This window comes from Catellatospora sichuanensis, assembly GCF_007483665.1.
GTDB classification, from domain to species: Bacteria; Actinomycetota; Actinomycetes; order Mycobacteriales; family Micromonosporaceae; genus Catellatospora; species Catellatospora sichuanensis.
The window spans coordinates 329648-353759 of the sequence record NZ_VIQO01000012.1 but is presented as its reverse complement, the minus strand read 5'-3'; the positions used below and the strand labels follow the sequence as shown (position 1 = coordinate 353759).

Genomic DNA, 24112 nt, shown 5'->3' with positions numbered 1-24112 from the left:
GAGGCCGCCCGGGGCGAGACTAGACGACGGTGGCCAGCGCCGGTCGACGGCGACGGCAGCACCCCCCGATACGGGTCAGCGCAGGCGTTCCACGGTGACTGGGATCAGGCCCTGGCTGCGGGCGTCGGTGCGCAGGCGGCACAGCAGCGGTGCCAGGTTGTGCGCCGACGTGTCGTCGGGCCGGTCGGTGGCCAGGTCGACGGCCCAGGCCAGGTCGCCTCCGATCCGGCGCAGTGTCCAGGTCACCGTCTGCCCGTCCAGGGTGCGCCGGGTGCGCCCGGCGATGCGGTTCGCGGCGTCGTCGGCGCGGTCGAACGGCTGCATCCGCCACCCGCTGCGCAGCACAGCCAGCCCTGCCTCGGGCAGCTCACCGGCGAGCAGCACCCGGTAGATCCGGCGTTCGGCCGTGGCCTGCGTGGGCACCAGGTTCAGGGGTGCGGCGGCGGGCAGGTCCAGCCGGTCCAGGAAGTGGCGGCGCAGTTCCGGCTCCGGCAGCAGTTCGCCGCCGCCCAGCAGCCGGTACGCCGCCTGCGCGCTCGCCCGGTCGACGGGAGTCACTCTGGCCTGTAGGCGGGCGTCGTCGCGCAGGCCCCGGCTGAACGCCGCCGCGCTCCACCAGGTGCCGCCGACGGTCCAACCAGCACTGTCCAGGGCGGATGTGGTGCCGTCGGGCCGCAGTACGAACTCCTCGACGACGATGCCTTCCGGTGGCAGTCCTCGTTCGCGGGCCCGGATGTTGGGGAAGACCAGGTAGTAGTCGAGCTGCTCGGCGACATCGACGGCGGCAGGATGTGCAGCGCGGCTCATGACTCGATGGTGCCGCCGAGTCGCGCGGTGGCGGGGGTGACACGCCGTGGGCGGGGTGTCAGATATCGATCCTTGACGTATCGCCTGGTGAGGCGCGTGGGGGAGCGGGGCTGTCGGGATGCGACAGCCCCGCTCGTGTCACGGGGTGCTCAGCACCTGGTGATGGTCGAGTTGTTCAGGGTGACGCCGGAGATGACGAGGTTGTCGGCACAGGGGTTCTCGACGATGCGGTTGTTGACCAGGGTGAAGTTGCGCAGGGTGATGTCGCGGTTGCCGGCGAATTCGGTGCGTTCGGCGAGCCGGACCTCACCGCCGCCGCTGATCGTGCCGCCGTTGGCGGCGATGTTCACGTTGTAGCAGTTCTCGATCAGGATCGCGTTGTTGCCGGTGCTGGCGATGTCGACCCGGTCGATCGCGGCGCCGCCGCTTTCGGATACGCAGAAGATGCCGCGGCCGCCGCCACGGGCCCGGACGGTGCCGACACGGACGTTGGTGGAGTAGCTGGACCCGATCCGGCCGTTGCGGTTGGCCATGCGGAACGCCGCGTAGCCGGTGCCCGCGCCCGCGTTCTCGGCGTCGACGGTGCCGACGGTGGCGTTGATGGTCTGGTTGAGCAGCAGCCCCGATTCGCCGACGTTGCGGGCGGTCACGGTGCCGACGGTGAGGCCGTCCACGCCGTAGGTCTCCACGGCGTGCGAGCTCGCGCCGGAGACGTACACGTTGTCGATGCGTACGTTGCGGGTCCATTGGCTGGTGTCGCCGCGGTTGTCGATGCGCACGCCGAGACCGGCCGACAGCCGCATGTCGATCTGGCCGAGGATCACGTCGGTGACGTTGCGCATGAAGATGCCGTACAGCGGGGTGCCGGTGAGGTTGAGGTGCTGGACTTCGACCTGGGTGGTGCCTCGTGAGTAGATGGGCGCCTGGTCGCCGCTGCCGGTTCCGGTGACGTTGATGGTGCCGCACACGTCGATCGTGGTGTAGCTGGGCAGCGAGATGCGGGCGTTCGCGCTCATCGACCCGGAGCCGCGGACGACCACGCGCTGCTTGGCCGTGCGTCCGGCGGACAGGCTGTTCACCGCCGCCTGCACCGCCGCGCGCAGGTCCGTGCCGGTGTAGACGGTGCTGCCGCCGTTGCGGGCGGTCCAGGTGGATCCGCTGAGCACGGCTTCGGCGTTGAAGGATCCGCTGCCGCATCCGGTGCCGCCGCCGGTGCCGAGTTTGACGAGCTGCCACTGCTGGTTGTATCCGTCGAGGTCCTGGTACTGCGAGATCATCGCGCCGTCGGCGGTGGACCAGCTCCACACTTCGAGGGCTTTGCCGCTGTGCCGGCTGATGAACCGCACGTGGCCGCCGGCGGAGTCGCTGACGCCGAAGTGCTGGCGGGTGTTTCCGCTGACCGCGGTGTTCTGGACGAGCTGGATGCCGTCGTTGGCGTTGGGCAGCTCCAGGACCTTGCCGCTGTGCACCGAGCGGATCTGGTAGTAGCCGCTGCCGACGTCGACGAAGCGCCACTGCTGCACGGCCAGGTCGTTGCGGGTGAACTGGTTGACCGGCGCGCCTTCGGCGGTGGACCAGTTGAACAGGTCCATCGCCTTGCCGCTGTTGCGGTTGACGAGCACGTAGACCGCGCTCGTGTCCACGGTCGCCGCGTTCGCCGCCTGGCTGGTCGCCAGTGCGCCGGTCACGGTCAGCGTCGCCGTGATGAGAACGGTCAGCAGTGGACGCCACCGGCGTCCGGGTCGTGTGCGTCCGTATTCGGGCCGCATGTGTTTCCTCCTCCGTCGAGACACGTCGAGACGCCGCCCGGAGGCGAAGATGCGGCTTCGCCGGCGCCACTTGATGGAAAGCGCTTTCTCCGGCGAGGCTAGGGTGGGGAGTTATGGATGTCAATGCCAACCTTGTGCGCATCGTCCGGGATGTTGACCCCGTCGGCGCGAGCGCTTAAGTTTGTTAATACGATAAACTTAAATGCGTCGCCCCGGTGAATCCCGCCAGGTCGCACCGGTCCGGGCCAAGGCCGCACGCAGTGCCAGCGCGTCGACCGGTCGGACACCCCGGCGACCGACTCAAGAAGGGTCACCAGTCATGCGCAGACGCACCTCCGCCGCCGCGGCAGTCACGGCGGCCGTCCTGGCCGCCGTCGGCACCGGCGTGCTCACGGCACTTCCCTCGTACGCGGCCACCGGCTGCCGCGTCGTCTACACCGTCAGCAACCAGTGGCCGGGCGGCTTCGGCGCCTCCGTCAACGTCACCAACCTCGGCGACCCGATCAACGGCTGGACCCTCGTCTGGTCCTACTCGGGCGGCCAGCAGGTGACCCAGTACTGGAGCACCGCGCTGACCCAGAGCGGCTCGCAGGTCACCGCCCGCAACGTCGACTACAACGGCTCGCTCGGCACCGGCGCGAGCACGTCGTTCGGCTTCAACGGCTCGTGGACGGGCAGCAACCCCGTGCCGACGAGCTTCACCCTCAACGGTGTCGCGTGCACCGGCGGTGTCTCCGGCTCGCCCAGCCCGACCCGGTCGGTCACGCCGTCACCGTCACGCTCGGTCACCCCGTCGCCGTCGCGTTCGGTGACGCCGTCGCCCAGCAGCGGCACACCGGGCGTGCCGTCGGACGCGGTGTGGAGCGCCTCAGGCCAGTGGGACACCTGGACCAACAACGGTTACACCGTCTACAACAACATCTGGGGTTCCGGTGCAGGCTCGCAGACGGTCTGGGCCCGCTCCGGCACCAGCTGGGGTGTGATCGCCAACCACCCGAGGACGTCGGGCGTGAAGTCCTACCCGCACACCGTCAGGGGCTCGGTCAACCGCACCGTCAGCTCGATATCCTCGATGACCAGCTCCTTCAACGTGAGCGTGCCCGGCAGCGGCGACTACTCCACGACGTACGACATCTGGGCCAACAACTGGGCCTACGAGGTGATGCTGTGGCTGAACTGGAGCGGCGCGGTCGGCCCGATCGCCGAGCAGTACGACGCCAACGGCGCCGTGCCGGCGTTCCGCAACGTCAGCCTGGGCGGGCACACCTGGAACATCTACCGGGGCTCCAACGGCGCCAACGCGGTGTTCTCGTTCCTGCGTACCAGCAACACGAACTCCGGCACGATCGACATCCGCGCGATCCTGAACTGGCTGCGGACTCAGGGCTGGTGGGGTGACGTGACCGTCGGGGAGGCCCAGTTCGGCTTCGAGATCAGCGGGACCAACGGCTCGTCCGCGTTCACGGACAACAGCTTCTCCATCGCGTGGAGCTGACGACCGGCAGGCCGTCCGCGTGACGCGGTGTCCGCCCGGTTCGCCGAGCGGACACCGCGATCTGGGGAACACGGCGGTGCTGTCGGCTACATCGCGTCCGGCAATTCGTCGCCGAGGAACGCGAGCGTGCCCAACGGTGCGCCCGCCGCCGCCAGCAGCAGCGTGCAGCAGCGTTCTGTCGTGCGGTGAGTCGCTGGTGACCGTCGTCCCAGGCTTAGCCATCGTCGTCATTTCAACCCTTTGGTGACCGAGATCCGGTCGCAGACCACAGACCGTGTCTCTACCACCAGCGGGCGCCGCCGTGGCGTGAGGGATGAACATCCGGGCCAGGACGCCGAGCATTGACATCTTCGCCGAGGACGTGATCGGAGAGGCGTATCGCGAGGCCCTGAACGGTGGCTATATACGTTCGCAGTGCCCCGGGCGGACGCCACCAGCGGGCAGAACGTGGCGCACAGGCGCACCGCAAAAAACAAAGGCAGGAGAGCACTGGCTCCCTGCCACTTCTAACTTATATCGCACTGGGGGTCTTGTGGCAAGACCGGGGTTGTGCCGCAGAATGTCCGGCTGAAGCCAGAACCTGCGTAAATCAGGGATTCGCGGAGCACGTGTGCTCCACGAATGTGCGCCGCCGGACCATGCGGAGCACCTGGTGGAAGTGCGGACGTTGTGGAAAGTGGGGGTTCATGATCGACGTGATCGTCGCCGGTGCCGGGCCGACCGGTCTGATGCTGGCCTGTGAGCTGCGGCTGCACGGCGTGCAGGTGCTCGTGCTGGAGAAGGAGGCGGAGCCGGCCGTATTCGTCCGCGCGCTCGGTCTGCACGTGCGCAGTATCGAGGTGATGGACCAGCGCGGTCTGCTGGAGCGGTTCCTCGCCAACGGCAAGCAGTACCCGCTCGGTGGCTTCTTCGCCGGCATCGACAAGCCCACGCCCAGCCTGGACACCGCGCACGGCTACGTGCTCGGCATCCCGCAGCCCGTCAGCGATCGCCTGCTGGCCGAGCGCGCCGCCGAGCTCGGCGCGGAGGTCCGGCGCGGTTGCGAGCTGGTCGGGTTGAGCCAGGACGACCTCGGGGTGAGCGTCGAGCTGGCCGACGGTACGCAGCTGCGCTCGCGTTACCTCGTCGGTTGCGACGGGGGCCGCAGTACGGTGCGCAAGCTGCTCGGTGTCGGTTTTCCCGGCGAGCCGTCCAGGAACGAGACACTGCTGGGCGAGATGGCGGTGGGGGTGCCGGCGGAGGAGGTCGCCGCCGTGGTGGCCGAGGTCCGCAAGACGCAGAAGCGGTTCGGCCTCGGCCCCTTCGGGGAGGGGGTGTACCGCGTGGTGGTGCCCGCCGAGGGGGTGGCCGAAGACCGCTCGACGCCGCCGACCCTGGAGGAGTTCAAGCAGCAGCTGCGGAGGTTCGCCGGTACGGACTTCGGCGTGCATTCGCCGCGCTGGCTGTCGCGTTTCGGTGACGCCACCCGGCAGGCCGAGCGCTACCACGTCGGGCGTGTGCTGCTGGCGGGGGACGCGGCGCACATCCATCCGCCGACCGGTGGACAGGGCCTCAACCTGGGTATCCAGGACGCGTTCAACCTCGGCTGGAAACTGGCCGCCGAGCTGGACGGCTGGGCGCCGGAAGGGCTGTTGGACAGCTACCACAGCGAACGGCACCCGGTGGCGGATGACGTGCTGAACAACACCCGTGCGCAGATGGAGCTCATGTCGACCGAGCCGGGTGCGCGGGCGGTACGCCGGCTGGTCTCGGAGTTGATGGACTTCGAGCAGGTCAACCGGCACCTGATCGAGAAGATCACCGCGATCGGGGTGCGTTACGACTTCGGCGACGGGCACGAGCTGCTCGGCCGGCGGATGCGCGACGTCGAGCTGAAGCGGGGACGTCTCTACGGGTTGATGCACGACGGCCGCGGTCTGCTGCTCGACCAGACCGGACGGCTGTCGGTCGCGGGGTGGGCGGATCGGGTCGACCACGTCGTCGACGTCAGCGAGGAGCTGGACGTGCCTGCGCTGCTCCTGCGGCCGGACGGGCACGTGGCGTGGGTCGGTGACGATCAGCGGGACCTGACCGGCGAGCTGCCTCGCTGGTTCGGCGCTGCCGTCGCCTGAGTACGCAGCACTGGTCATAGGGGTGTGACCGGGCCGGTGCGGTGCCGCACCGGTCCGGTCACCGCCTTCGACGGTGCCGGGCCCCCAGCCCTGCGGGTCGTGCATCGCCGTGTTCGCGTGCGTGGCGACCCCCATCATGGCGATTACCATCAGGAGGTGCTGAAAGGAGTGAATCGGGCCGTCCTGCGGCTGCGTGCCGGGGTCGGGCTGATCGTCGTCTCCTGGTTGCCGATCGCCCAGGTCGTCATCTGGACGTCGGGCCTGAGCGGGCACGCCGCGGAGGACACCCGTCTGTGGATCTGGACCGTGCAGTGGCTCGTGGGCTTCGTCGGCCTTGCGCTCGCGGGGGTCGCGGCGAAGACGGCCATCAAGGCCGCGGGATGGCGCAAGCTGCCCCGGACGCTCTGGCACATGTTCTGGACCGGCCACGCCACAGAGCCACCGCTGTCGCCGATGGACATCCCATGACGGCCGCCGGCCGTCCGACGTCACGTGGCCGGCTGGGTCTCCCAGGTGCGGATGAGGTCGCCGACGCGGCGCAGTGACGTCCGGACCCGCTCGGTCCAGCCGTCGTCGCCCAGCAGGATCATCGCCTCGCCGCCCAGGAACGATGTGCCCACCAGGACCGCGAGTTCGGCGGCGGTGAAGGGGCCGAGTGAGCCGATCCGGGTCTCGGCTTCGCGGGCGACCTCTTCGAGCAGGTTCATCCAGCTCTGCAGCATGGTGAGCACCCGCTGCGCCACCATGGCGTCGGACCAGCCCGCGGCGATCATCTCCTGCAGCACGCGTACGTAGCCGGAGGCCAGGTCGTCGTCGAGGAAGTCGCACGCCTGTTCGTAGCGCTTCCACAGCGGCTCGGACGCGGCGTACATCTGGCGCTGCCGGTCGACCAGCCGCGCGTTCTCGTGGTCGAGCAGCGCGAGGACCATGCCCTGCTTGCCGCCGAAGTGGTAGTGGATCTGGCTGAGCGAGACGCCCGCCTGGTCGGCGACCTTGCGGGTGGACAGGTTGGCGTATCCCTCCGACAGCAGGCATGACCGGGCCGAGTCCATGATCTTCGTTGATGCGCTGGTCAATCGATATCCCTTGTTCGGTCGGTCGACCGAATGTTAACGTACCGCAGATTCGGTCGGTCGACCGAACGAGGAGGAGGAGCCATGACCCGGCGGATTCTGGCACTCGGCTACGGCGTGCTCGCCTACGCCTCGTTTCTCGCGGCGATCGTCTACACGATCGGCTTTCTGGCCAACGCGGTGGTGCCCAAGGGCGTGGACGACGGCGTGACCGGACCGGCGTGGCTCGCCGTAGCCGTCGACGCGGGCCTGCTCGGCGTCTTCGCGGTGCAGCACAGCGTGATGGCCCGGCCGTGGTTCAAACGGTGGTGGACCCGTTTCGTGCCCGCCGCCATCGAACGCAGCACGTTCGTGCTCCTGTCCAGCCTCGCCGTCGGGCTGCTGCTGTGGCAGTGGCGGCCGCTGACCGCCGACGTCTGGTCGGTCGAGGCACCGTGGCTGCGCGTCCTGCTGTGGACGGTCTGCGGACTGGGCTGGGGGGTGCTCGTGCTGAGCACGTTCCTGATCGGGCACTTCGACCTGTTCGGGCTGCGGCAGGTGCTCGCCCGTGCCCGGGAGGCGACCTACGCCGAGCCGGGGTTCCGGCAGCCGATGCTCTACCGCATCGTCCGCCACCCGATCATGGTCGGTTTCATCATCGCCTTCTGGGCCACGCCCGACATGACCGTCGGGCACCTGCTCTTCGCCGCCGCCGCCACCGGATACATCCTAATCGCCGTACGGTTCGAGGAACACGACCTGCGCAAGAGCCTGGGCGAGCCCTACGAGGAGTACGCCCGGCAGGTGCCCCGGTTCATCCCCCGGACTCGTGCGGTGTCCGAGCGGGTGGAGGCCTGAGGATGCGGGCTCGGGAAGCCGACGTCGAGGGGTTCGTCGAACATCGCGGAGTGCGCATCCACTACGAGGTGTACGGCGCTGGGGAGGTGACCATCCTGCTCATGCCGACCTGGACCGTCATCAACAAGCGGTTCTGGAAGGCGCAGGTGCCCTACCTGGCCCGGCACCACCGCGTGGTGGTCTACGACGGCCCCGGCAACGGCCGCTCCGACCGCCCCCTCGACCCGGCCGCCTACGCGCAGGATGCTCAGGTGCAGTACGCGCTGAAGGTCCTTGACGCCACCGGGACGGCCCGTGCCGTCCCGGTGGCGCTGTCCATGGCCGCGAACTGGGCGCTGGGGATCGCGGCCGATCATCCGGACCGGGTCCACGGCACGATCCTGATCGGCCCGACCGTGCCGATTCCCAGCCCGGACTCGGCCCGAGCCACCTACAACCGCGTCGACGGCCCCGCTCCCGCGCTCGAGCCGTCACAGGTGCCGGTGCTCGGCACCGATCCGCCGGAGCACTGGCTGAAGTACAACCGCGAGTACTGGAAGGAGAACCACGACGACTTCCTGTGGTTCTTCATGGGTCAGTGCTTCAGCGAGCCGCACTCCACCAAGCAGATCGAGGACGGCGTCGGCTGGGGCCGGCAGACCACGCCGGAGGTGCTGGTCGCCAAGAGCCACGCCCCGTGGCCGGACAACCAGACCCTCACCGGGTGGTGCGAGCGTATCGAGAGCCCGGTCCTGCTGATCCACGGCGACGACGACCGGATCAGTTCCATCCACCGCAGCCGGGTCCTCGCCGAGCTGACCGGCGGCGACCTGGTGACCCTCGAAGGCGCCGGCCACCTCCCGCTCGCCCGGGATCCGGTGAAGGTGAACCTGCTCATCCACGATTTCGCCCAGCGGTTCCGCACGCCCGCCTCGCAGCGGCGGACCTGGTCGCGGTTCGGGCACCGGCGCCAGCGGGTGCTCTACCTGTGCTCGCCGATCGGCCTGGGCCATGCCCGCCGCGACGCGGCCATCGCCGCGGAGCTGCGGCTGCGCCATCCCGACGTGCAGATCGACTGGCTGGCACAGCATCCGGTGACGCAGGTGCTCGAACAGGCCGGGGAGCGGCTGCACCCGGCCAGCCGGTGGCTGGCCAACGAGTCCGCGCACATCGAAGGCGAGGCGGGCGAGCACGACCTGCACTGCTTCGAGGCGCTGCGGCGCATGGACGAGGTGCTGCTGGCGAACTTCATGGTGTTCCACGACGTCGTGCGGGAGACCGATTACGACCTCGTCGTCGGCGACGAGGCCTGGGACGTCGACCATTTCCTGCACGAGAACCCGGAACTCAAACGGTTCGCGTACGCGTGGTTCACCGACTTCGTGGGATTCCTGCCGATGCCCGACGGCGGGCCACGCGAGGCGCTGGTCACGGCCGACTACAACGCCGAGATGATCGAGCACATCGCCCGCTACCCGCGGATCAGGGACCGGGCGATCTTCGTCGGCAACCCCGACGACGTCGTGGACGAGCGGTTCGGCCCGGACCTGCCGATGATCCGGGAGTGGACCCGCGAGCACTACGACTTCGCCGGATACGTGACCGGATTCGATCCCGGCACGGTCGCCGACCGGGAGGCGTTGCGCGCCGAACTCGGCTACCGGCCCGGCGAGCGGGTCTGCGTGGTGACGGTGGGCGGCTCCGGGGTCGGCCACCACCTGCTGCGCCGGGTCGTGGAGTCCTACGGCGAGGCCGCCAGGCTCGTGCCGGGGCTGCGGATGCTCGTCGTCACGGGTCCGCGCATCGACCCGTCGTCGGTCAAGCCGGTCGAAGGCCTCGAGGTGCGCGCTTTCGTGCCGGATCTCCACCGGCATCTGGCCGCGAGCGACCTGGCGGTGGTCCAGGGCGGTCTGACCACGTGCATGGAACTGACCGCGGCGGGCCGCCCGTTCATCTACATTCCGCTGCGGCACCATTTCGAGCAGAACTTCCATGTAGCGCACCGGCTTGAGCGTTATGGAGCCGGACGTCGCCTCGACTACGCGAATCTGACGCCGGAAGTCCTCGCCAAGGCCATCGCGGACGAGATCGGGCGCGAGGTCGCCTACCGGCCGGTGGAGCGCGACGGCGCCGCGCGCGCTGCCCGGATGCTGGCAGAACTGCTGTGACGGGGACGGCACGTTCGACCGCACGCCAGGCGCGGTCGGCGGGCCGGCCTCAGTCCAGCGGGCCCTCGCCCGGACCGTCGGGATCGTCCACCACGTGCATCGCGGCCTCCTCGGCGCTGGCGCCGCCGCCGTCGATGCCAACGTCCCACGCGATCGACTCGGCCTGCTCGTCCTCGCCGAAGCCCTGGTCGTCGGCGACGAGCCGGCCGGCGCGCGGCTCGCGCTCGTAGCCCCGCCGGATGAGCTCGTCCTCGTCGTCGGCCACCTCGGCGTACGGATCGATGTCCGGCTCCTCCTCGGCCAGGTGCTGCTCCAGGGACTCGCCCGCCAGCGCCTCGGCCGGTGTCGTGCCGAAGCGGTTGGCTCCGGACCAGCGGTCCGCCGGTGCCACGCCCGTGTCGAGGGGATCGGTGACCGGATCGCCGTCGAGAGTGTCGGAGGCGTCGAGCACGCCATCGTCCTCGACCGCGTCCCACTCGCCGACGCCGTCGATCCTGTCGCCCTGCTCGCTGTCCTGACTCATCGCTCCTCCGGCTCCCTCCGGTGCGGCCGGTCAAATGCCAGCATAACGCTCAAGCGGTCCGATCAACCCTCCTCCCGGCCAGCCGGATCCGCAACAGCAGGCCGCTGCGACCGCAGGCCGAGGTCCTCCAGCCAGCGCACCAGCTGCCGGTGCACCGCGTCCGCGCCGATGAAGGACGTCGATGCGGCCCAGGCGGCCGGGTGGATCAGGACCGGCCGGGTCTGCCATCCGCCCAGCCCGCCGTGGCAGCCGACCAGCTCCTCGAATGCGGCCACCTCGCCGGTCGAAGGGTCCAGCAGACTGTTCAGCACGATGTCGCCGACGTGCGGCAGCATGTCGTGGCGCCGGAGGTCGTCGGCGGCGTGCGGGCCGAACGCGGCCAGCGGATCCGAGCCGTCGACCCGCCCGTCGGCGAGGCGGTGCACCCCGTCGCGGCCGAGGACGACCGGTCCGCGGGCACTCGACCTGACCATCGCGAACCCGACGCCCGGGTGGGTGACCAGGCCGGTCAGCAGGTTCGGGTGTCGGGACTCGATCTCCTCCAGGGTCAGCCGTCGGCGTTCCCGGGCGAGATACACCATGCCCAGGTTGCCGGACGCGACGACGACGAGGTCCGCACCCTGAGGCGGCCCGGGAGCGGGCGGCTCTTCCTGCGCCCGCAGCACGCTGTCGGTCAGCTTGCCGACGACCTTCTGCTCGCCGCTGACCTCGGTGAGCAGGGCACGGACCCGGCCCCACTGCTCGTTGTCCGGTGCGGTGGCCACCTCCGGGCCGTCTCCCGCCATCAGCCGCCGGACCAGGGCCTCCAACGTCATCCCGTACCGCTGGAGGAACGTCGCGCCCTGGCTCTGCCCGTGATCGGAAAGGACGACGATGCGGTACGGGCGCGGGGTGCTCGCCGCGAGCTTCTCCAGCGTGCCCAGCACCCAGTCGATGCCGTCCAACGAGGCCAGTGACTCGGCCCGGGTCGGCCCCGCATGGTGGGCGATCTCGTCGTAGTCGACGAAGTCGCAGTAGATCGCCGGCGCGCCCCGCATCATGTGCTCGGCCGCGAGGTTGAGGTTGAGGTCGCGCAGCAGCACGTTGGTCACGCCGCGCAGCGCCACGTAGGACGCGGCACGATGCACCCGGGGTTCGATGTCGCGGGCCCGCTGCCGCCTGGCCTGGAACACCTCCTTGACCATCTCGCCTGCGGTCAGCACCAGCGAGCGGGTCAGCCCGAACGGGTCGACGAGATAGGCGCTGACCTCCCGGGTCGGGCCGCGCCGGGCGCCCTTGCGCGCCGCGGTGCTCATGGTCAGCATGCTGACCGGCGCGTCGCCGGAGAACACGTTGGACAGGCTCACCCCGCCGTCGGCGAGCAGGCCCCGGCCGTCGGAGAAGCCCTGTTCGACGTACTCGGCGTCCTTGGGGTGGTTGGTGACGACGAGGCGGCCGGTCTCCTTCTCCAGCCAGCGGAAGGCGGGCACGTGTGCGCTGGCCCCGTGCAGCAGGCCGGCCTGGCTCGCCGGTGTCGTGGCGGGCAGCTGGGCGTGCCATTCGACCAGGTCGTGGCTGCCGGACCGGATCCACCGGGTCAGCGTCGGCAGGTTGCCCGCCTGGATCGCCCAGCGCGCCAGTGGCGCCGACAACCCGTCGATCTGGATCATCACGACGCCGGGGACCGCGGTGGTGCGGGCTTCGCGGCGGGTCTTCCGCGTGGTCCGCAGCAGGTGGGCCAGCACCGCCGAGTCGTCGCCCGCGGTGACCACCCACATCCCGGTGCTGACCAGGACGGCGTAGATCCACGACGCCCAGAACGCCGGCCAGAAGCCGCTCACCTGGATGTGCGGGGCGAGGGACAGGGCCAGGTAGACGAGGACCGCCTGGATCGTCAACCATCCCAGCACGACACCGGCCCAGCCGAGCCGGGCGGCGAACGCGGCGAGCAGCGGCCGCAGCACCGCAGCGGCGATCGCGAGCAGCACCGCGGCCAGCAGGACGTCCCACCCGGTGCTCGCGGACAGGCCCGGCGTGACGGCGATCGCGATGCTCAGCGCGGCCCAGTCGAGCAGCAGGACCGGGATCGCCGTGCGCAGGCGCGCCCAAGGGCGCCAGGAGTTCAGGGCTGCCATGTCAGCCCGCTGCCCGGGGCCAGCACCCGCACTTCGGTCGGCAGCTCGCGGGCTGCGACGGCGGCGGCGAAGGCGCGGGCGGGTTCGCGGAGCCGGTCGGGGTAGAAGCGCTTCAGCCCGTACGGGAAAAGCGTGCCCCAGTGGACGGGCACGGCGCGGCGTGGGCGCAGCAGGGCGACGGCTTCGGCGGCGCGTTGCGGGTCGAGGTGTCCGGGCCCGAGGTTGGGTCCCCATCCCCATACCGGGATCAGGGCGAGGTCGAGGTCGGGGCACAGCTCACGCATCCCGGGGAACAGGTCGGTGTCGCCGGCGAAGTAGACGGCGGTCTGCCCGGAGGCGATGAGGTAGCCGACCGCGTCGGCCCGGGGCCCGAAGGGTTCGCGCCTGCCGTCGTGCACCGCCGGGGTCGCGGTGATCGTCACCGCGCCGATCGTGTGGGACTCGCCGGCCTTCAGCGTGACGATCCGCTCGAATCCCCGCCGCCGGAGGAAACGGTGGGCGCCGTCGGGCGCGACGACGCGCACGCCGCGGCCGAGCAGGGCGAGCGAGCGCAGGTCGCAGTGATCGTGGTGCAGGTGGGAGAGGACGACGACGTCGATGTCGGCGTGATCGCGGGGTGCCACCGGTGCGACGACCCGGTGCAGGAACGTCAGGCGCCTGCGCAGCACCGGATCGGTGAGCACCCTGATGCCGGCGAGGTCGAGCAAAACCGTCGAGTGGCCCAGGAACACCAGTGAAGACGTCACGTGGAGTCCTTTCGGCCGGTGACGGGGTGCCCCTCGAATGTCGCACCGTCCCCGGTGTGCCGGGCCGAAAAGCCGGCATTGCCGTCCTCAGTGCAGCGCCCGGCTTCCTGAACCGCGCGCCGGAGCCGGGTGTGCCACCGGCCGAGCCGATCTCAGCCCTGGTCGTCGTGCTGTCGTGCGGCGGCTGCCAAGGATGCCAGCGGCACCGGTTTGACCGGTGGCTGCGCGGTGAACGCGCCGATCTGCTCGGGCGAGCGGCCGGTCTGCTCGGCGATGAGCCGGCATACCGCGGGCTGGCAGGATCTGCCCTGGCAGAGGCCCATGCCGGCGCGGGTGAGCAGCTTCACCGCGTTGGCGGTGCCCAGGTGGGGGTGGTCGCACAGGGCGCGGCGGATGTCGCCGGCCGTCACCTCCTCGCACCGGCACAGCACGGTGTCGTCGGTGACCAGCGCGTTCAGCGCTGCCGGGTCGGGGGCGAACCGGCTCAGGACGGCCGCGGCGAAGCGGCGCCGGCGGGCGAGGATCCGCCGCACCGGCCGGGCCAGGGCCGCCGCGCGGTCGGCGTCGAGCAGGCCGAGGGTCTGCAGCGTGCCGTACGCGGCGAGGCGGCCCTCGACCTCGGCCTGCTCGGCGCCCGCGACGCCGGTGAGCTCGCCTGCCACGCTGATGCCGGGTACGGAGGTGCGCATCCAGTCGTCGTGGTCGACGATCCAGCCGCCTTCGGCGGGTCGCCAGGCGACGGCGCACCCGGCCTGCCGGGCCAGCTCGGTCGACGGGACGAAGCCGTAGCCGAGCGCGAGCACGTCGCAGGCGACGGTGCGTTCGGTGCCGGGCACGGGCAGGCCCGCCGCGTCGACGCGGGACAGCACGACGCCGTCGAGTTCGGGGTCGCCGTGGGCGGCGCGGATCACCGTGCCGAAGCGGACCGGCACCCGGGCGCGCCGCAGGTGACGTAGCGCGGCCGCGCCTTCGGCGAGTTTGGCGGCGTTGCCGACGGCGGCTGCCAGGTCACGCGGGCCGGGGAGCAGGGTCCGCAGGTGCTGGCTGAACGCGACCTCGACGACGTGGGCACCGGCGGCGACGAGCTGGGCGGCGACGACGAGCAGCAGCGGGTGGCCGCCGGCGAGCACGAAGCGGCGTCCGGGCAGCAGCCCCTGTGCTTTGAGGAAGGTCTGCACGCCACCGGCGGTGAGCACGCCGGGCAGGGTCCAGCCGGGAAACGGCACGGGCAGGTCGTAGGCGCCGGCGGTCAGCACGAGGGCGGCCGGTTCGAGTGTGCGCCCGCCGTCGGGGGTGTGCACGCCGAGGCGGAGGCGGCCGGGTGCGGGCGCGGGTCCGGCGTAGTCGTCGAGCCCGGCGCGGGTGCCGAACACGCCCCAGGCGACGGTGTCGGGCAGCCAGTCCAGGTGCGGCGCGGCGGCGGCCTCGGCCAGCAGCGCCCGGCCCGCCTCGGTGCGGCGGCCGGTGCGGGTGTGGCCGGTCGGTGGCTGCCGGTAGATCTGCCCGCCGGGGCGTTGCTGCTCGTCGACCACGGTCACGCGGGCACCGTGGCGGCCCAGGGTCGCGGCGGCGGCGAGCCCGGCCGGGCCCGCACCGACCACGACGACGTCGGTTGGGTTGCTCATCGGGCGGGGCCGGTCTGCACGATCAGGCCGGGGCGGACCCGGATCAGGCAGGAGCGCTGGAAGGGCTGGCCGTCCACGGTGACGACGCATTCGAAGCAGACGCCCATGTTGCAGTACGGGGCCTTGCCCGCGCCCGACGTGGTTTCACCGGTGGTGCGGCGGCCGGCGGCCAGCAGTGCGGTGGCCAGCGACTCGCCGGGGTGGGCGGTGACCGGCTCGCCATCGACCATGATCGTCGTCGGGTCGGGACGGTGCAGGCCGGTGCGGGTGGGCCGGGCAGGGGTGGCGGTGTCGGACAAGGTTCAGCGCTCCAGGCAGGGTGTGGACGGCCGCGTCAGACGAAGTTCAGCGCGCCGAACCGGGCGGGGGAGTAGTCGTCCAGCGGCAGGTCGGGCCGGTCGCCGAGCAGCGTCGAGGCGAGCAGCCGGGCGTAGGTCGGCCCGAGCGTGAACGCGGAGCCGCCGGTGGCCACGTGCAGCCCGGGTCGCCGGGGGACCGGGCCGAGCAGCGGGAGCTGGTCGGGGGTGAGGGTGGTCATGCCGGACCAGGAGCGGATGATCGGCAGGCGCATGACCGCGGGCACGACCCGGGCCGCGTCGGCGTTGCCGGTCAGTGACTCGTAGCGGAGTTCGGGGTTGCGGTCGAGGTCGGTGCGGCCGTGGCGGGTTACCAGTTTCGCGGGCCAGCCGCCGCCGAGCAGCACGTTGCCTTCGGCGGTCTGCTTCATCGACAGCCTGCGTCCCACGTGCTGGATCAGGTGGGGCAGCAGCGGGGCGGTGCGGGCGGTGGCGCTCATGGTCAGGCCGACCGGGAACACCGGCAGCCGTACGTCGGCCATCGCGGCGAGTTCGGCGGTCCACACCCCGGCGGCCAGCACGACCGTGTCGGCGGTGTCGGAGCGGCCGTCGCCGGTGCTCAACCGCCACCGGCCGCCGTCGCGGTGCAGCGCGGTGACGCGGTGGCCGGTGCGCAGCTCGGCGCCGTGGCGCAGGGCGGCGTGCGCGAACGCCGGGGTGACCAGCCTCGGGTTGGCCTTGCCCTCGCCGGGCAGGTGACCGGCGGCCCGGACGGTGTCGGCGAGGTAGGGCGCGAGCTCGCGCAGCTGCGGGCCGCCGAGGACCTGGACGTCGAGGCCGTACTCGCGTTCCAGGGCGGCCTTGCGGTCGAGGGCGGCGACCTCGGCGGGGGTCTCGGCGAGCATCAGCCCGCCGCGGAGCGCGACGCCGCAGGGTGCGCCGAGTGCGGCTTCGAGGCCGGCCCAGGTGCGTTGCGCGTCCAGGTGCAGGGGCAGGGCGCGGGCGGCGAGGCGGGCTGCGTCGTCGCCGTGTTCGACCATGCGGAATTCGAGCTGGAAGTGCAGGCTGCCCGCGTTCTGGCCGGACGCGTGCCGGTTGACCTGGTCCTTTTCGACGATCAGGACGCGGGTGCCGGCGCGGGCGAGGTGCCAGGCGATGGCGCAGCCGAGCAGGCCCCCGCCGATGACCGCCGTGTCGTAGTGGGCCATCAGAGCAGGCCGAGCTCCGTGAGCGTGGCGCGGACGCGGCCCTGCTGGTCTTCGGTGAGCGGCAGCAGTGGCGCGCGGACGTGGCCGGCCGGGACGCCGCGCAGGGTCAGCGCGTACTTGAGGATGGCCTGGGCGCTGGCGAACTTGGCGCCGTAGTCGGCGTTGAACCAGCTGTTCATGAGCACCCGGTCGCGGGCGCCGAGGCGGCGGGCGCGGAACAGGTCGCCGTCGGCGACGGCGCGGAAGAAGTCGGAGTGGTCGGCGCCGAGCACGGCGCCCGCGCCCATCAGGCCGTCGCCGCCGATGTTGGTCAGCAGGCCGATACCGATGTCGTCGGTGGGGATGCCGAAGTAGCGGACCTGGCGGCGCAGCGCGAACAGGCCGCGGACGAAGCCGCCGAAGTCGGGGGTGGAGTTCTTGACCGCGACGACGGTGTCGAGCGCGGCGAGTTCGGTGAGCAGGGCGGTGTCGAGGTCGACGCCGGTGCCGCGGGGCCAGTTGTAGACGCACAGCGGGATGTCCACGGCGTCGGAGACCTGGCGGTAGAAGGCGAGGGTCTCGTCACGGTTGGGTACCACGTACGGCGGCGGGGTGAGCAGGATGCCGTGCAGGCCGGCGCGCTTGGCGGCTTCGGCGTGGCGGATCGCTTCGGCGGGAGTGTAGGCGTTGCAGCCGCCGAGCACGGTCATGCGGTCGCCGACGTGTTTCGCGGCGGTGCTGAACAGCTCGGCGCGTTCCTGTTCAGTGAGGCTGAACCACTCGCCGGTGGTGCCCGCGACGATGATGCCGTGCAGCCGCTGGGCGGCGAACCAGTCGAGCTGTGCCGTCCAGGCGTCGAGGTCGAGTTCGCCGGTGGTGGTGAACGGGGTGGTGACGGCGGGGATGTAGCCGTGCCAGTCGACGCTGTCGCGGTTCATGCTCGGGCCTTCCTTGGCGCAGGGTGCAGCGGCCCGCGGGGGTGCGCGGGCTGCGTGGTGGTGCGGTCGGGTCAGGGGGTCGGCGGGGTGACCGCGATGACCAGGCGGGCGGGTTCGGTGCTGGTGTTGAGGTAGCGGTGCGGCATGCGGGAGTCGAACGTGACCGATTCGCCGGTGGCCAGCTCGTAGGTGGTACCGGCGATCTCGGCGGTGACGGTGCCGGCGAGCACGATGGCGCATTCGGTGGAGGGGTGTGCCCAGGGCTGGGCGGAGCTGGCGTCGCCGGGGGCGAGGTCGGCCTGGAGCACTTCGAGGTCGCCGCGGCCGGGGGTGAGCCGGTCGTAGGAGATCTGCCCGGGTGGGGCGGCCAGGCGGCTGCGGGAGCCGGGGCGGCTGACGTACACCGCGGGGGCATCAGGCTCACTGAACAGCATGGCGATCGAGGTGTCGAAGACGCGGGCCAGTTTGCGCAGGGTCGACAGGCTGGGGTCGGTCGCGCCGTTTTCAATCTGGCTTAGCAGCGCTGACGAGACGTCCGCCGCGGTGGCCAACTGGCGCAGCGTGTACCCGTGCTGCGTACGCAGCTCGCGGAGCCGGTCACCGAGCATTGGCGCCTCCATCTCAGATAAGTATCGCTGAACTTGTTTGACTAAACTACACGAGCTAGTTTAGCGTGGTCAAACAGAGCGGGTGGCGAGTCTCACTCCACCACCTGCCCTTTCGATACATCGCCGGACCGACTCGTGTCCGTCCACATCAAACACGTGCCACCCATGCCGGGTAAAGCCGGCCGGGTCCGCACACCCCAGGCGTGCCGCCGGCCGCAGGCCGGCACCCGGTACTGCCGGTCCCCGGGAGAGCCTCCTCTCCCAGCTCCCGAGGACCGGCCCCAAGGAAGGTAGGAACCGCATGCCGGCGAACACCCGCCGACTCCGCGCCGCAGCGCTCGCGCTCGTGGCCCTCACCGCCGCCTCCGCCACCGCCGCATGCACCGCCGGAAGCGGCGCCAGCGGCGGCACGGGCACGACGGACACCCTCACCATCAACACCTCGTTCGTCCTGAAGACCCTGGACCCGGGCCGGGTGTACGAGGCCACCGGCGTCACCACCACCCACGCCCTCTACGACACCCTGCTGACCTTCGAAGGCTCGGACGTCGGCAAGCTCGTGCCGCGGCTGGCCGAGTCCTACGAGGCCTCGGCCGACGCCAAGACGTTCACGTTCAAGCTGCGCCAGGGCGTGAAGTTCTCCGACGGCACGCCGCTGACCGCCGACGACGTCGTCTTCTCGCTCAACCGGCTCAAGAACGTCAAGGCCAGCCCCGCCGTCATGGTCTCGGACCTGACCGCGGCCAAGTCCGACGACCGCACCGTCGTGGTCACCTCGGCCAAGCCCAACCCGAACGTGCCCGTCGTGCTGGCCATGTCGGCCACCGGCGTGGTCAACGCCAAGGTCGCCAAGGCCAACGGGGCCACCGACGCCGCCGACGCCGCCTCGGCCGACACCGCCCAGCAGTTCCTCGACAAGACCTCGGCCGGCAGCGGACCGTACGTGCTGAAGTCCTACGACCCGAACTCCCAGGTCGTGCTCGAGGCCAACCCGAACTACTGGGGCACCAAGCCGCAGTTCAACCGGGTCGTGCTGCGCAACATGGACGTGCAGACCCAGAAGCTGACCATGTCGCGGGCCTCCGGCGCGGAGGTGTCGCTGGACATCTCCGGCAAGCTGCTCGACGGCCTGCCGGACACGGTGCAGACCTCCGGCATCCAGGACACCGTGTACTACCTCATCCTCAACGCCGACCCGGCCGTGTCGCCGCTGACCTCGAACGCGAAGTTCCGCCAGGCGCTGCGCTCCGCGATCGACTACCAGGGTGTCGCCCAGCTGTTCGGCAAGGGCGCAGGCCCCGGCGCGGGCCTGGTCGCACCGGCGTTCCCCGGCACGCTGCCCGCCGGTGAGGAGAGCAAGCGCGACGTCGTCCAGGCGAAGGCGCTGCTGGCCGAGTCCGGCGTCACCGACCCGACGGTCAAGTTCAGCTACCCGACGATCACCTACCGGGGCGTCGACCTCGGCACGGTCGCGACCAAGGTGCAGGGCGACGCGGCCGAGGCCGGCATCAAGCTGGAACTCAACCCCCAGCCGCTGACCACGTTCCTCGACCAGATGCGCAGCGGCAAGATGCCGATGGGCTTCACCCCGCAGAGCCTGAACTACCCGGTCGCCGACTCGCTGATCAACAACATGGCCCCCGGTGCGGGCAGCGCGCTGCGCGCCGGATGGACCGTGGAGCGGGCCGCCCCGAGCGTCATCACCGCCGGTGACAAGGTCGTGGCGACCCTCGACCCGGCCGCCCGGGCCGAGGCGATGAAGGACTGGCAGCGCGAGATGAACGCGCACTCGCCCTACATCGTCATCGCCAACAACTCCGGCATGAACGTCGCCACCGCCAACCTCACCGGGGTCGAGTACACCCCCGCCGGCTGGCAGATCGACATCGCCGCGATCGGCAGCAAGACGGAAGCGCGATGACCACGGTCACGCAGGGCACCCCGGGAGCGGCCGTCACGGCCGCCCCCGGGCCCCGCCCGCGCCGCCGCCGCCCGGTGCTGGCGTACGTCGCCAAACGGCTGGTCATCACCATCGGACTGCTGCTGGGCGTCACCGTCCTGACGTTCGGCCTGGTCCAGGTCGTGCCCGGCGACCCGGTCACCGCGAACCTGTCCGACCAGGCGCTCAACGACCCGGCCGCGGTCGCGGCGTTCCAGGCCAAGTGGGGCCTGGACCAGCCGGTGTACGTGCAGTACCTGCACTACCTCGGCAACCTGCTGCACGGCGACCTCGGCACCTCCCAGCAGACCGGCCGCGCCGTCGCCGAGGACCTGCTGCAGTACGTGCCCGCCACCATGGAACTGGCCATCCCCACCATGCTGCTGGCCCTGCTGCTCGGCACCGGTATCGGCATGCTCGCCGCGGTCCGCAACGGCCGCCTCACCGACCAGCTCATCCGCGTCGGCGCGCTGCTCGGCCTGTCCACCCCGCCGTTCTGGCTGTCGCTGGTCGTGCTCTACCTGTTCTTCTACCGGTTCGGCCTGGCCCCCAGCGGCGGGCGGCTGTCCCCGGGCTTCACCCCGCCGGACACCGTCACCGGCATGTACACGGTCGACGCGATGCTCGCCGGGCAGTGGGAACTGGCCTGGGACGCCGCCCAGCACCTGCTGCTGCCGATCCTCGTGCTGACCTGCCTCACCGTGGCGATCCTGGTCCGCTTCGTGCGCTCGTCCATGCTCGAAGTGCTCGGCCAGGACTACATCAAGGCCGCGTACGCCAAGGGCCTGCCCACCGGCCTCGTGCTGCGCCGGCACCTGCTGCGCGCCGGTCTCGTGCCCGTGATCACCGTCTCCGGCCTGGCGTTCGCGTCGCTGCTGTCGGGCACCGTGCTGGTCGAGAACATCTTCGGCTGGCCGGGCCTGGGCCAGTACGCCTACCGCAGCGCCAGCGCGCTGGACCTGCCCGCGATCCTCGGCGCCAGCCTGTTCGTGGCCCTGGTCTACACGCTGGTCAACCTCACCGTCGACCTGCTGTACGGACTCATCGACCCCAGGATCCGGATCTCATGACGACACTCGCCCACGCCGACCCGAAGGCCGCCAAGTCGCTGCGCCGCCGCTCGTGGCTGCGACGGCTGCGCGGCGCGGACACCGGCCGCCCCATCTGGCGCCAGCCCGTCACCGTCGTCGCCCTGTCGATCCTCGCCGCCTGGCTGCTGATCGCGCTGGCTGCGCCGCTGATCGCCCCCTACGACCCGATCGCGCAGAGCATCGACACCTACCAGCCGCCCACCGGCGCGCACTGGTTCGGCACCGACTCCCTAGGCCGCGACGTGTTCAGCCGGGTCGTGCACGGCGCGCGCCTGTCGATCCCGCTCGCGCTGGCCATCGTCGCCCTGGCCCTGCTGCTCGGCGGGCTGCTCGGCCTGGTCGCCGGGTACGTCGGGCGGCTGCTCGACGAGGCCGTCATGCGCCTGACCGACCTGGTGTTCGCGTTCCCGCAGATCATCCTCGCGATGGCGGTCACCGCGGCCTTCGGCCCGAGCACCGGCAACGCCATCCTCGCCCTGGTCATCGTGTCCTGGCCGGTGTACGCCCGGGTCATCCGCAGCGCCGTGCTCACCATCCGCGGCGAGGACTACCTCAACGCCTCCCGCCTGCTGGGCGTCGGCCCGATCCGGACGCTGCGCCGCGACGTGCTGCCCAACAGCGTCGGCCCGGCCATCGTGCTGGCCACCCTGGAACTCGGCAACGCCGTACTGCTGCTGGCCGCGCTGTCGTTCCTCGGCCTCGGGCCGCGCCCACCGGCCGCCGAGTGGGGCTCGATGGTCGCCCTCGGCGCGCAGGACCTGTCGATGTGGTGGGTCAGCGTCTTCCCCGGCCTGGCCATCCTCACCGTGGTGCTGGCCTTCAACGTGCTCGGCGACGCGCTGCGCGACCGCCTCGACCCCCGCTACATGAACGGACGCTGACGATGGGCGCACTCCTCGACATCGACCGCCTCGCCGTGGCCCTGCCCGGACCCCGCGGACCCCTGCCGATCCTGCACGACGTCTCGCTGACCGTCGGCGAAGGAGAACTCGTCGGCATCGCCGGGGAGAGCGGCTGCGGCAAGAGCATCACCGCGCAGACCGTGCTCGGCCTGCTGCCACCCGGCGCGACGGTCACCGGCTCGGCCCGTTTCGACGGCACCGAGCTGCTGAACCTGGACCGCAAGGGCTGGCAGCGGGTACGCGGCGCGGGCATCGCCATGGTGTTCCAGGACCCCAGCGCCGCGCTGCACCCCATGCTCACCGTCGGTCGGCAGCTCACCGAGCACATGCGGGTGCATCTGGGCGTCGATCGCAAAGCCGCCAAGCGCCGCGCGATCGACCTGCTCGACCAGGTCCGCCTGCCCGACCCGGAACGGGCCCTGGACGCCTACCCGCACCAGTTCTCCGGAGGCATGCGCCAGCGCGTCGCCATCGCCAGCGCCCTGGCCGCGCAGCCGCGGTTGCTCATCGCCGACGAACCGACCACCGCCCTGGACGTCACCGTGCAGGCGGGCATCCTGGGCCTGCTCGACCGGCTGCGCCGCGAGACGGGACTGGCCGTCGCGTTCATCACCCACGACCTGGGCGTGCTCAGCGCGCTGACCGCCCGCAGCTACGTGTTCTACGCCGGTCGTGTCGTCGAGAACGGACCGACCGGCGCGCTGCTCACCGAGCCGCGGCACCCGTACACGGCCGCGCTGCTCGGCGCGCGCCCGCACGGCGGGCAGTCCACCGCCACGCTCACCCCGATCCCCGGCGGCCCGCCCGCCCCCGGCGAGCTGCCGCCCGGCTGCGCGTTCAGCCCTCGCTGCACGCACGTGCGCGACGACTGCCGCACCGCCGTGCCGCCGCTGCTCCAGGCGGGCCCCGCCCGGGAGACCGCCTGCGTGATCCGACCCGAGCTGGAGGCAGCCGCGTGACACTCCTGGAGATCGACGGCGTGCACGTCGAACACAAACCCCGCGGCCGGGACGCGGTCCGCGCCGTCGTCGGCGTCGACCTGTCGGTCGCGCCCGGCCAGATCGTCGGCCTGGTCGGCGAGTCCGGGTGCGGCAAGTCGTCGCTGGCCCGGGTCGCCGCCGGGCTCACCCCGCCCAGCGCGGGCGAGGTCCGCTACGCCGGACGGCCGGTCACCCCGCTGGGCTGGCGGCGGCGCGCAGCCGACCAGATCGGCCTGCAGATGGTGTTCCAGAACCCGTACGCCTCCCTGAACCCGCGCCGCGCTGTCGGCGAGCAGCTGCTCGACGGCGTGCCCGCCGACGTCACCGGCGCGGCCCGCCGCAACCGGATCCCCGAGCTGCTGGAACGGGTCGGGATGCCGGCCAGTGCCGCCACCCGCTACCCGCACCAGTTCTCCGGCGGGCAGCGCCAGCGGCTGGCCATCGCCAGGGCGCTGGCCCCGCAGCCCCGTGTGATCATCGCGGACGAGCCGGTCACCGCGCTGGACGCCTCCTCGCAGGCGCAGGTGGTGAACCTGCTGGTGGGACTGGTCCGGGAGCTGGAGATGGGCATGCTGTTCATCTCCCACGACCTGGCCCTGGTGCACGAGATCGCCGACGTCACCGCGGTCATGTACCTCGGCAAGATCGTCGAGACGGCGCCGACCCGGCAGCTGTGGGCCGAGCCGCGCCATCCGTACACCCGTGCCCTGATCGACGCGGTGCCGCGCATCAGCGCGACCCCGACCCTGCCCACGACGTTGGCCGGTGAGGTGCCCGACCCGGCGAACGCGCCGGCCGGGTGCCGCTTCGCGCCGCGCTGCCCGCACGCGTTCGACCGCTGCGCCGAAGCGCCCCCCACCGTGCAGATCGGCGCCGGCAGCGTCGCCTGCTGGCTCAACGTTCCGCAGCCCGTACACCAGTAAG

At 71.4% G+C, this 24112-nt stretch carries 21 protein-coding genes; 10 read left to right on the top strand and 11 right to left on the bottom strand.

The annotated features are described in order from the left end of the window. Positions 1-75 precede the first annotated feature (75 nt). Together FLL47_RS43105 and FLL47_RS24880 are read right to left on the bottom strand one after the other, a co-directional pair. Positions 76-807, bottom strand: a complete 732-nt coding sequence (locus FLL47_RS43105) for a hypothetical protein (protein WP_186315895.1) — start codon at positions 805-807, stop codon at positions 76-78. Between the two features lie 149 nt (positions 808-956). After that, positions 957-2576 carry an RICIN domain-containing protein gene (locus FLL47_RS24880; RefSeq protein ID WP_144122967.1) on the bottom strand — a complete coding sequence of 540 codons (1620 nt, stop codon included), beginning with the start codon at positions 2574-2576 and terminating at the stop codon, positions 957-959. A gap of 319 nt (positions 2577-2895) precedes the next feature. Here FLL47_RS24880 and FLL47_RS24875 point away from each other — a divergent pair, with 319 nt between their 5' ends. The 3 genes from FLL47_RS24875 to FLL47_RS24865 all read left to right on the top strand — a co-directional run bounded on the left by FLL47_RS24875 (position 2896) and on the right by FLL47_RS24865 (position 6650). Continuing rightward, entirely contained in the window at positions 2896-4071 is a 1176-nt protein-coding gene (locus tag FLL47_RS24875; protein ID WP_186315894.1) for a glycoside hydrolase family 12 protein, read from the top strand. Between the two features lie 686 nt (positions 4072-4757). After that, a complete protein-coding gene (gene rox / locus FLL47_RS24870) occupies positions 4758-6182 on the top strand; it encodes a rifampin monooxygenase (RefSeq protein ID WP_144122965.1) in 1425 nt (474 codons plus the stop codon). A 156-nt stretch (positions 6183-6338) separates the two neighbouring features. Beyond that, entirely contained in the window at positions 6339-6650 is a 312-nt protein-coding gene (locus FLL47_RS24865; RefSeq protein ID WP_144122964.1) for a hypothetical protein, read from the top strand. A gap of 20 nt (positions 6651-6670) precedes the next feature. Here the strand turns inward: FLL47_RS24865 and FLL47_RS24860 are convergent, their stop codons facing one another. Further along, positions 6671-7258, bottom strand: coding sequence for a TetR/AcrR family transcriptional regulator (locus tag FLL47_RS24860; RefSeq protein ID WP_144122963.1), 588 nt, complete (start codon positions 7256-7258; stop codon positions 6671-6673). Positions 7259-7339: 81 nt separating this feature from the next. Here FLL47_RS24860 and mddA point away from each other — a divergent pair, with 81 nt between their 5' ends. Together mddA and FLL47_RS24850 are read left to right on the top strand one after the other, a co-directional pair. Then, on the top strand, positions 7340-8092 hold the full coding sequence (mddA, locus tag FLL47_RS24855; RefSeq protein ID WP_144122962.1) for a methanethiol S-methyltransferase: 753 nt from the start codon (positions 7340-7342) through the stop codon (positions 8090-8092). A 2-nt stretch (positions 8093-8094) separates the two neighbouring features. After that, positions 8095-10239 carry an alpha/beta hydrolase gene (locus FLL47_RS24850; RefSeq protein WP_144122961.1) on the top strand — a complete coding sequence of 715 codons (2145 nt, stop codon included), beginning with the start codon at positions 8095-8097 and terminating at the stop codon, positions 10237-10239. 49 nt (positions 10240-10288) lie between these two features. Here the strand turns inward: FLL47_RS24850 and FLL47_RS24845 are convergent, their stop codons facing one another. The 8 genes from FLL47_RS24845 to FLL47_RS24810 all read right to left on the bottom strand — a co-directional run bounded on the left by FLL47_RS24845 (position 10289) and on the right by FLL47_RS24810 (position 18276). Continuing rightward, a complete protein-coding gene (locus FLL47_RS24845) occupies positions 10289-10762 on the bottom strand; it encodes a DUF5709 domain-containing protein (protein ID WP_144122960.1) in 474 nt (157 codons plus the stop codon). A 62-nt stretch (positions 10763-10824) separates the two neighbouring features. Next, a complete protein-coding gene (locus FLL47_RS24840; protein WP_144122959.1) occupies positions 10825-12876 on the bottom strand; it encodes a phage holin family protein in 2052 nt (683 codons plus the stop codon). Next, entirely contained in the window at positions 12864-13622 is a 759-nt protein-coding gene (locus FLL47_RS24835) for an MBL fold metallo-hydrolase (RefSeq protein ID WP_222106186.1), read from the bottom strand. The genes FLL47_RS24840 and FLL47_RS24835 overlap by 13 nt, the downstream gene beginning before the upstream one ends. A 152-nt stretch (positions 13623-13774) precedes the next feature. Continuing rightward, complete coding sequence (locus FLL47_RS24830) at positions 13775-15247, bottom strand: FAD/NAD(P)-dependent oxidoreductase (RefSeq protein WP_144122958.1); 1473 nt, start codon at positions 15245-15247, stop codon at positions 13775-13777. Beyond that, positions 15244-15546, bottom strand: a complete 303-nt coding sequence (locus FLL47_RS24825; RefSeq protein ID WP_222106184.1) for a (2Fe-2S)-binding protein — start codon at positions 15544-15546, stop codon at positions 15244-15246. The genes FLL47_RS24830 and FLL47_RS24825 overlap by 4 nt, the downstream gene beginning before the upstream one ends. A gap of 35 nt (positions 15547-15581) precedes the next feature. Then, entirely contained in the window at positions 15582-16751 is a 1170-nt protein-coding gene (locus FLL47_RS24820; protein WP_144122957.1) for an NAD(P)/FAD-dependent oxidoreductase, read from the bottom strand. Further along, positions 16751-17668 (bottom strand): dihydrodipicolinate synthase family protein, encoded by a 918-nt coding sequence (locus FLL47_RS24815; RefSeq protein WP_144122956.1) that lies wholly within the window; start codon positions 17666-17668, stop codon positions 16751-16753. Before FLL47_RS24815 ends, FLL47_RS24820 begins: the two co-directional genes overlap by 1 nt. 71 nt (positions 17669-17739) lie before the next feature. Then, positions 17740-18276, bottom strand: a complete 537-nt coding sequence (locus tag FLL47_RS24810; protein ID WP_144123018.1) for a cupin domain-containing protein — start codon at positions 18274-18276, stop codon at positions 17740-17742. Positions 18277-18577: 301 nt separating this feature from the next. On the opposite strand from FLL47_RS24810, the gene FLL47_RS24805 reads away from it, so the two are divergent. Genes FLL47_RS24805 through FLL47_RS24785 form a run of 5 tightly spaced genes read left to right on the top strand, consistent with a single transcriptional unit; the run spans position 18578 to position 24111 of the window. Further along, positions 18578-20197 (top strand): ABC transporter substrate-binding protein, encoded by a 1620-nt coding sequence (locus FLL47_RS24805; protein WP_144122955.1) that lies wholly within the window; start codon positions 18578-18580, stop codon positions 20195-20197. Then, positions 20194-21285 carry an ABC transporter permease gene (locus tag FLL47_RS24800; RefSeq protein ID WP_144122954.1) on the top strand — a complete coding sequence of 364 codons (1092 nt, stop codon included), beginning with the start codon at positions 20194-20196 and terminating at the stop codon, positions 21283-21285. Before FLL47_RS24805 ends, FLL47_RS24800 begins: the two co-directional genes overlap by 4 nt. Beyond that, positions 21282-22187 carry an ABC transporter permease gene (locus FLL47_RS24795; protein WP_144122953.1) on the top strand — a complete coding sequence of 302 codons (906 nt, stop codon included), beginning with the start codon at positions 21282-21284 and terminating at the stop codon, positions 22185-22187. Before FLL47_RS24800 ends, FLL47_RS24795 begins: the two co-directional genes overlap by 4 nt. Before the next feature lie 2 nt (positions 22188-22189). Then, a complete protein-coding gene (locus FLL47_RS24790) occupies positions 22190-23167 on the top strand; it encodes an ABC transporter ATP-binding protein (protein ID WP_144122952.1) in 978 nt (325 codons plus the stop codon). Continuing rightward, positions 23164-24111 carry an ABC transporter ATP-binding protein gene (locus FLL47_RS24785; RefSeq protein WP_144122951.1) on the top strand — a complete coding sequence of 316 codons (948 nt, stop codon included), beginning with the start codon at positions 23164-23166 and terminating at the stop codon, positions 24109-24111. Before FLL47_RS24790 ends, FLL47_RS24785 begins: the two co-directional genes overlap by 4 nt. Position 24112 lies beyond the last annotated feature (1 nt).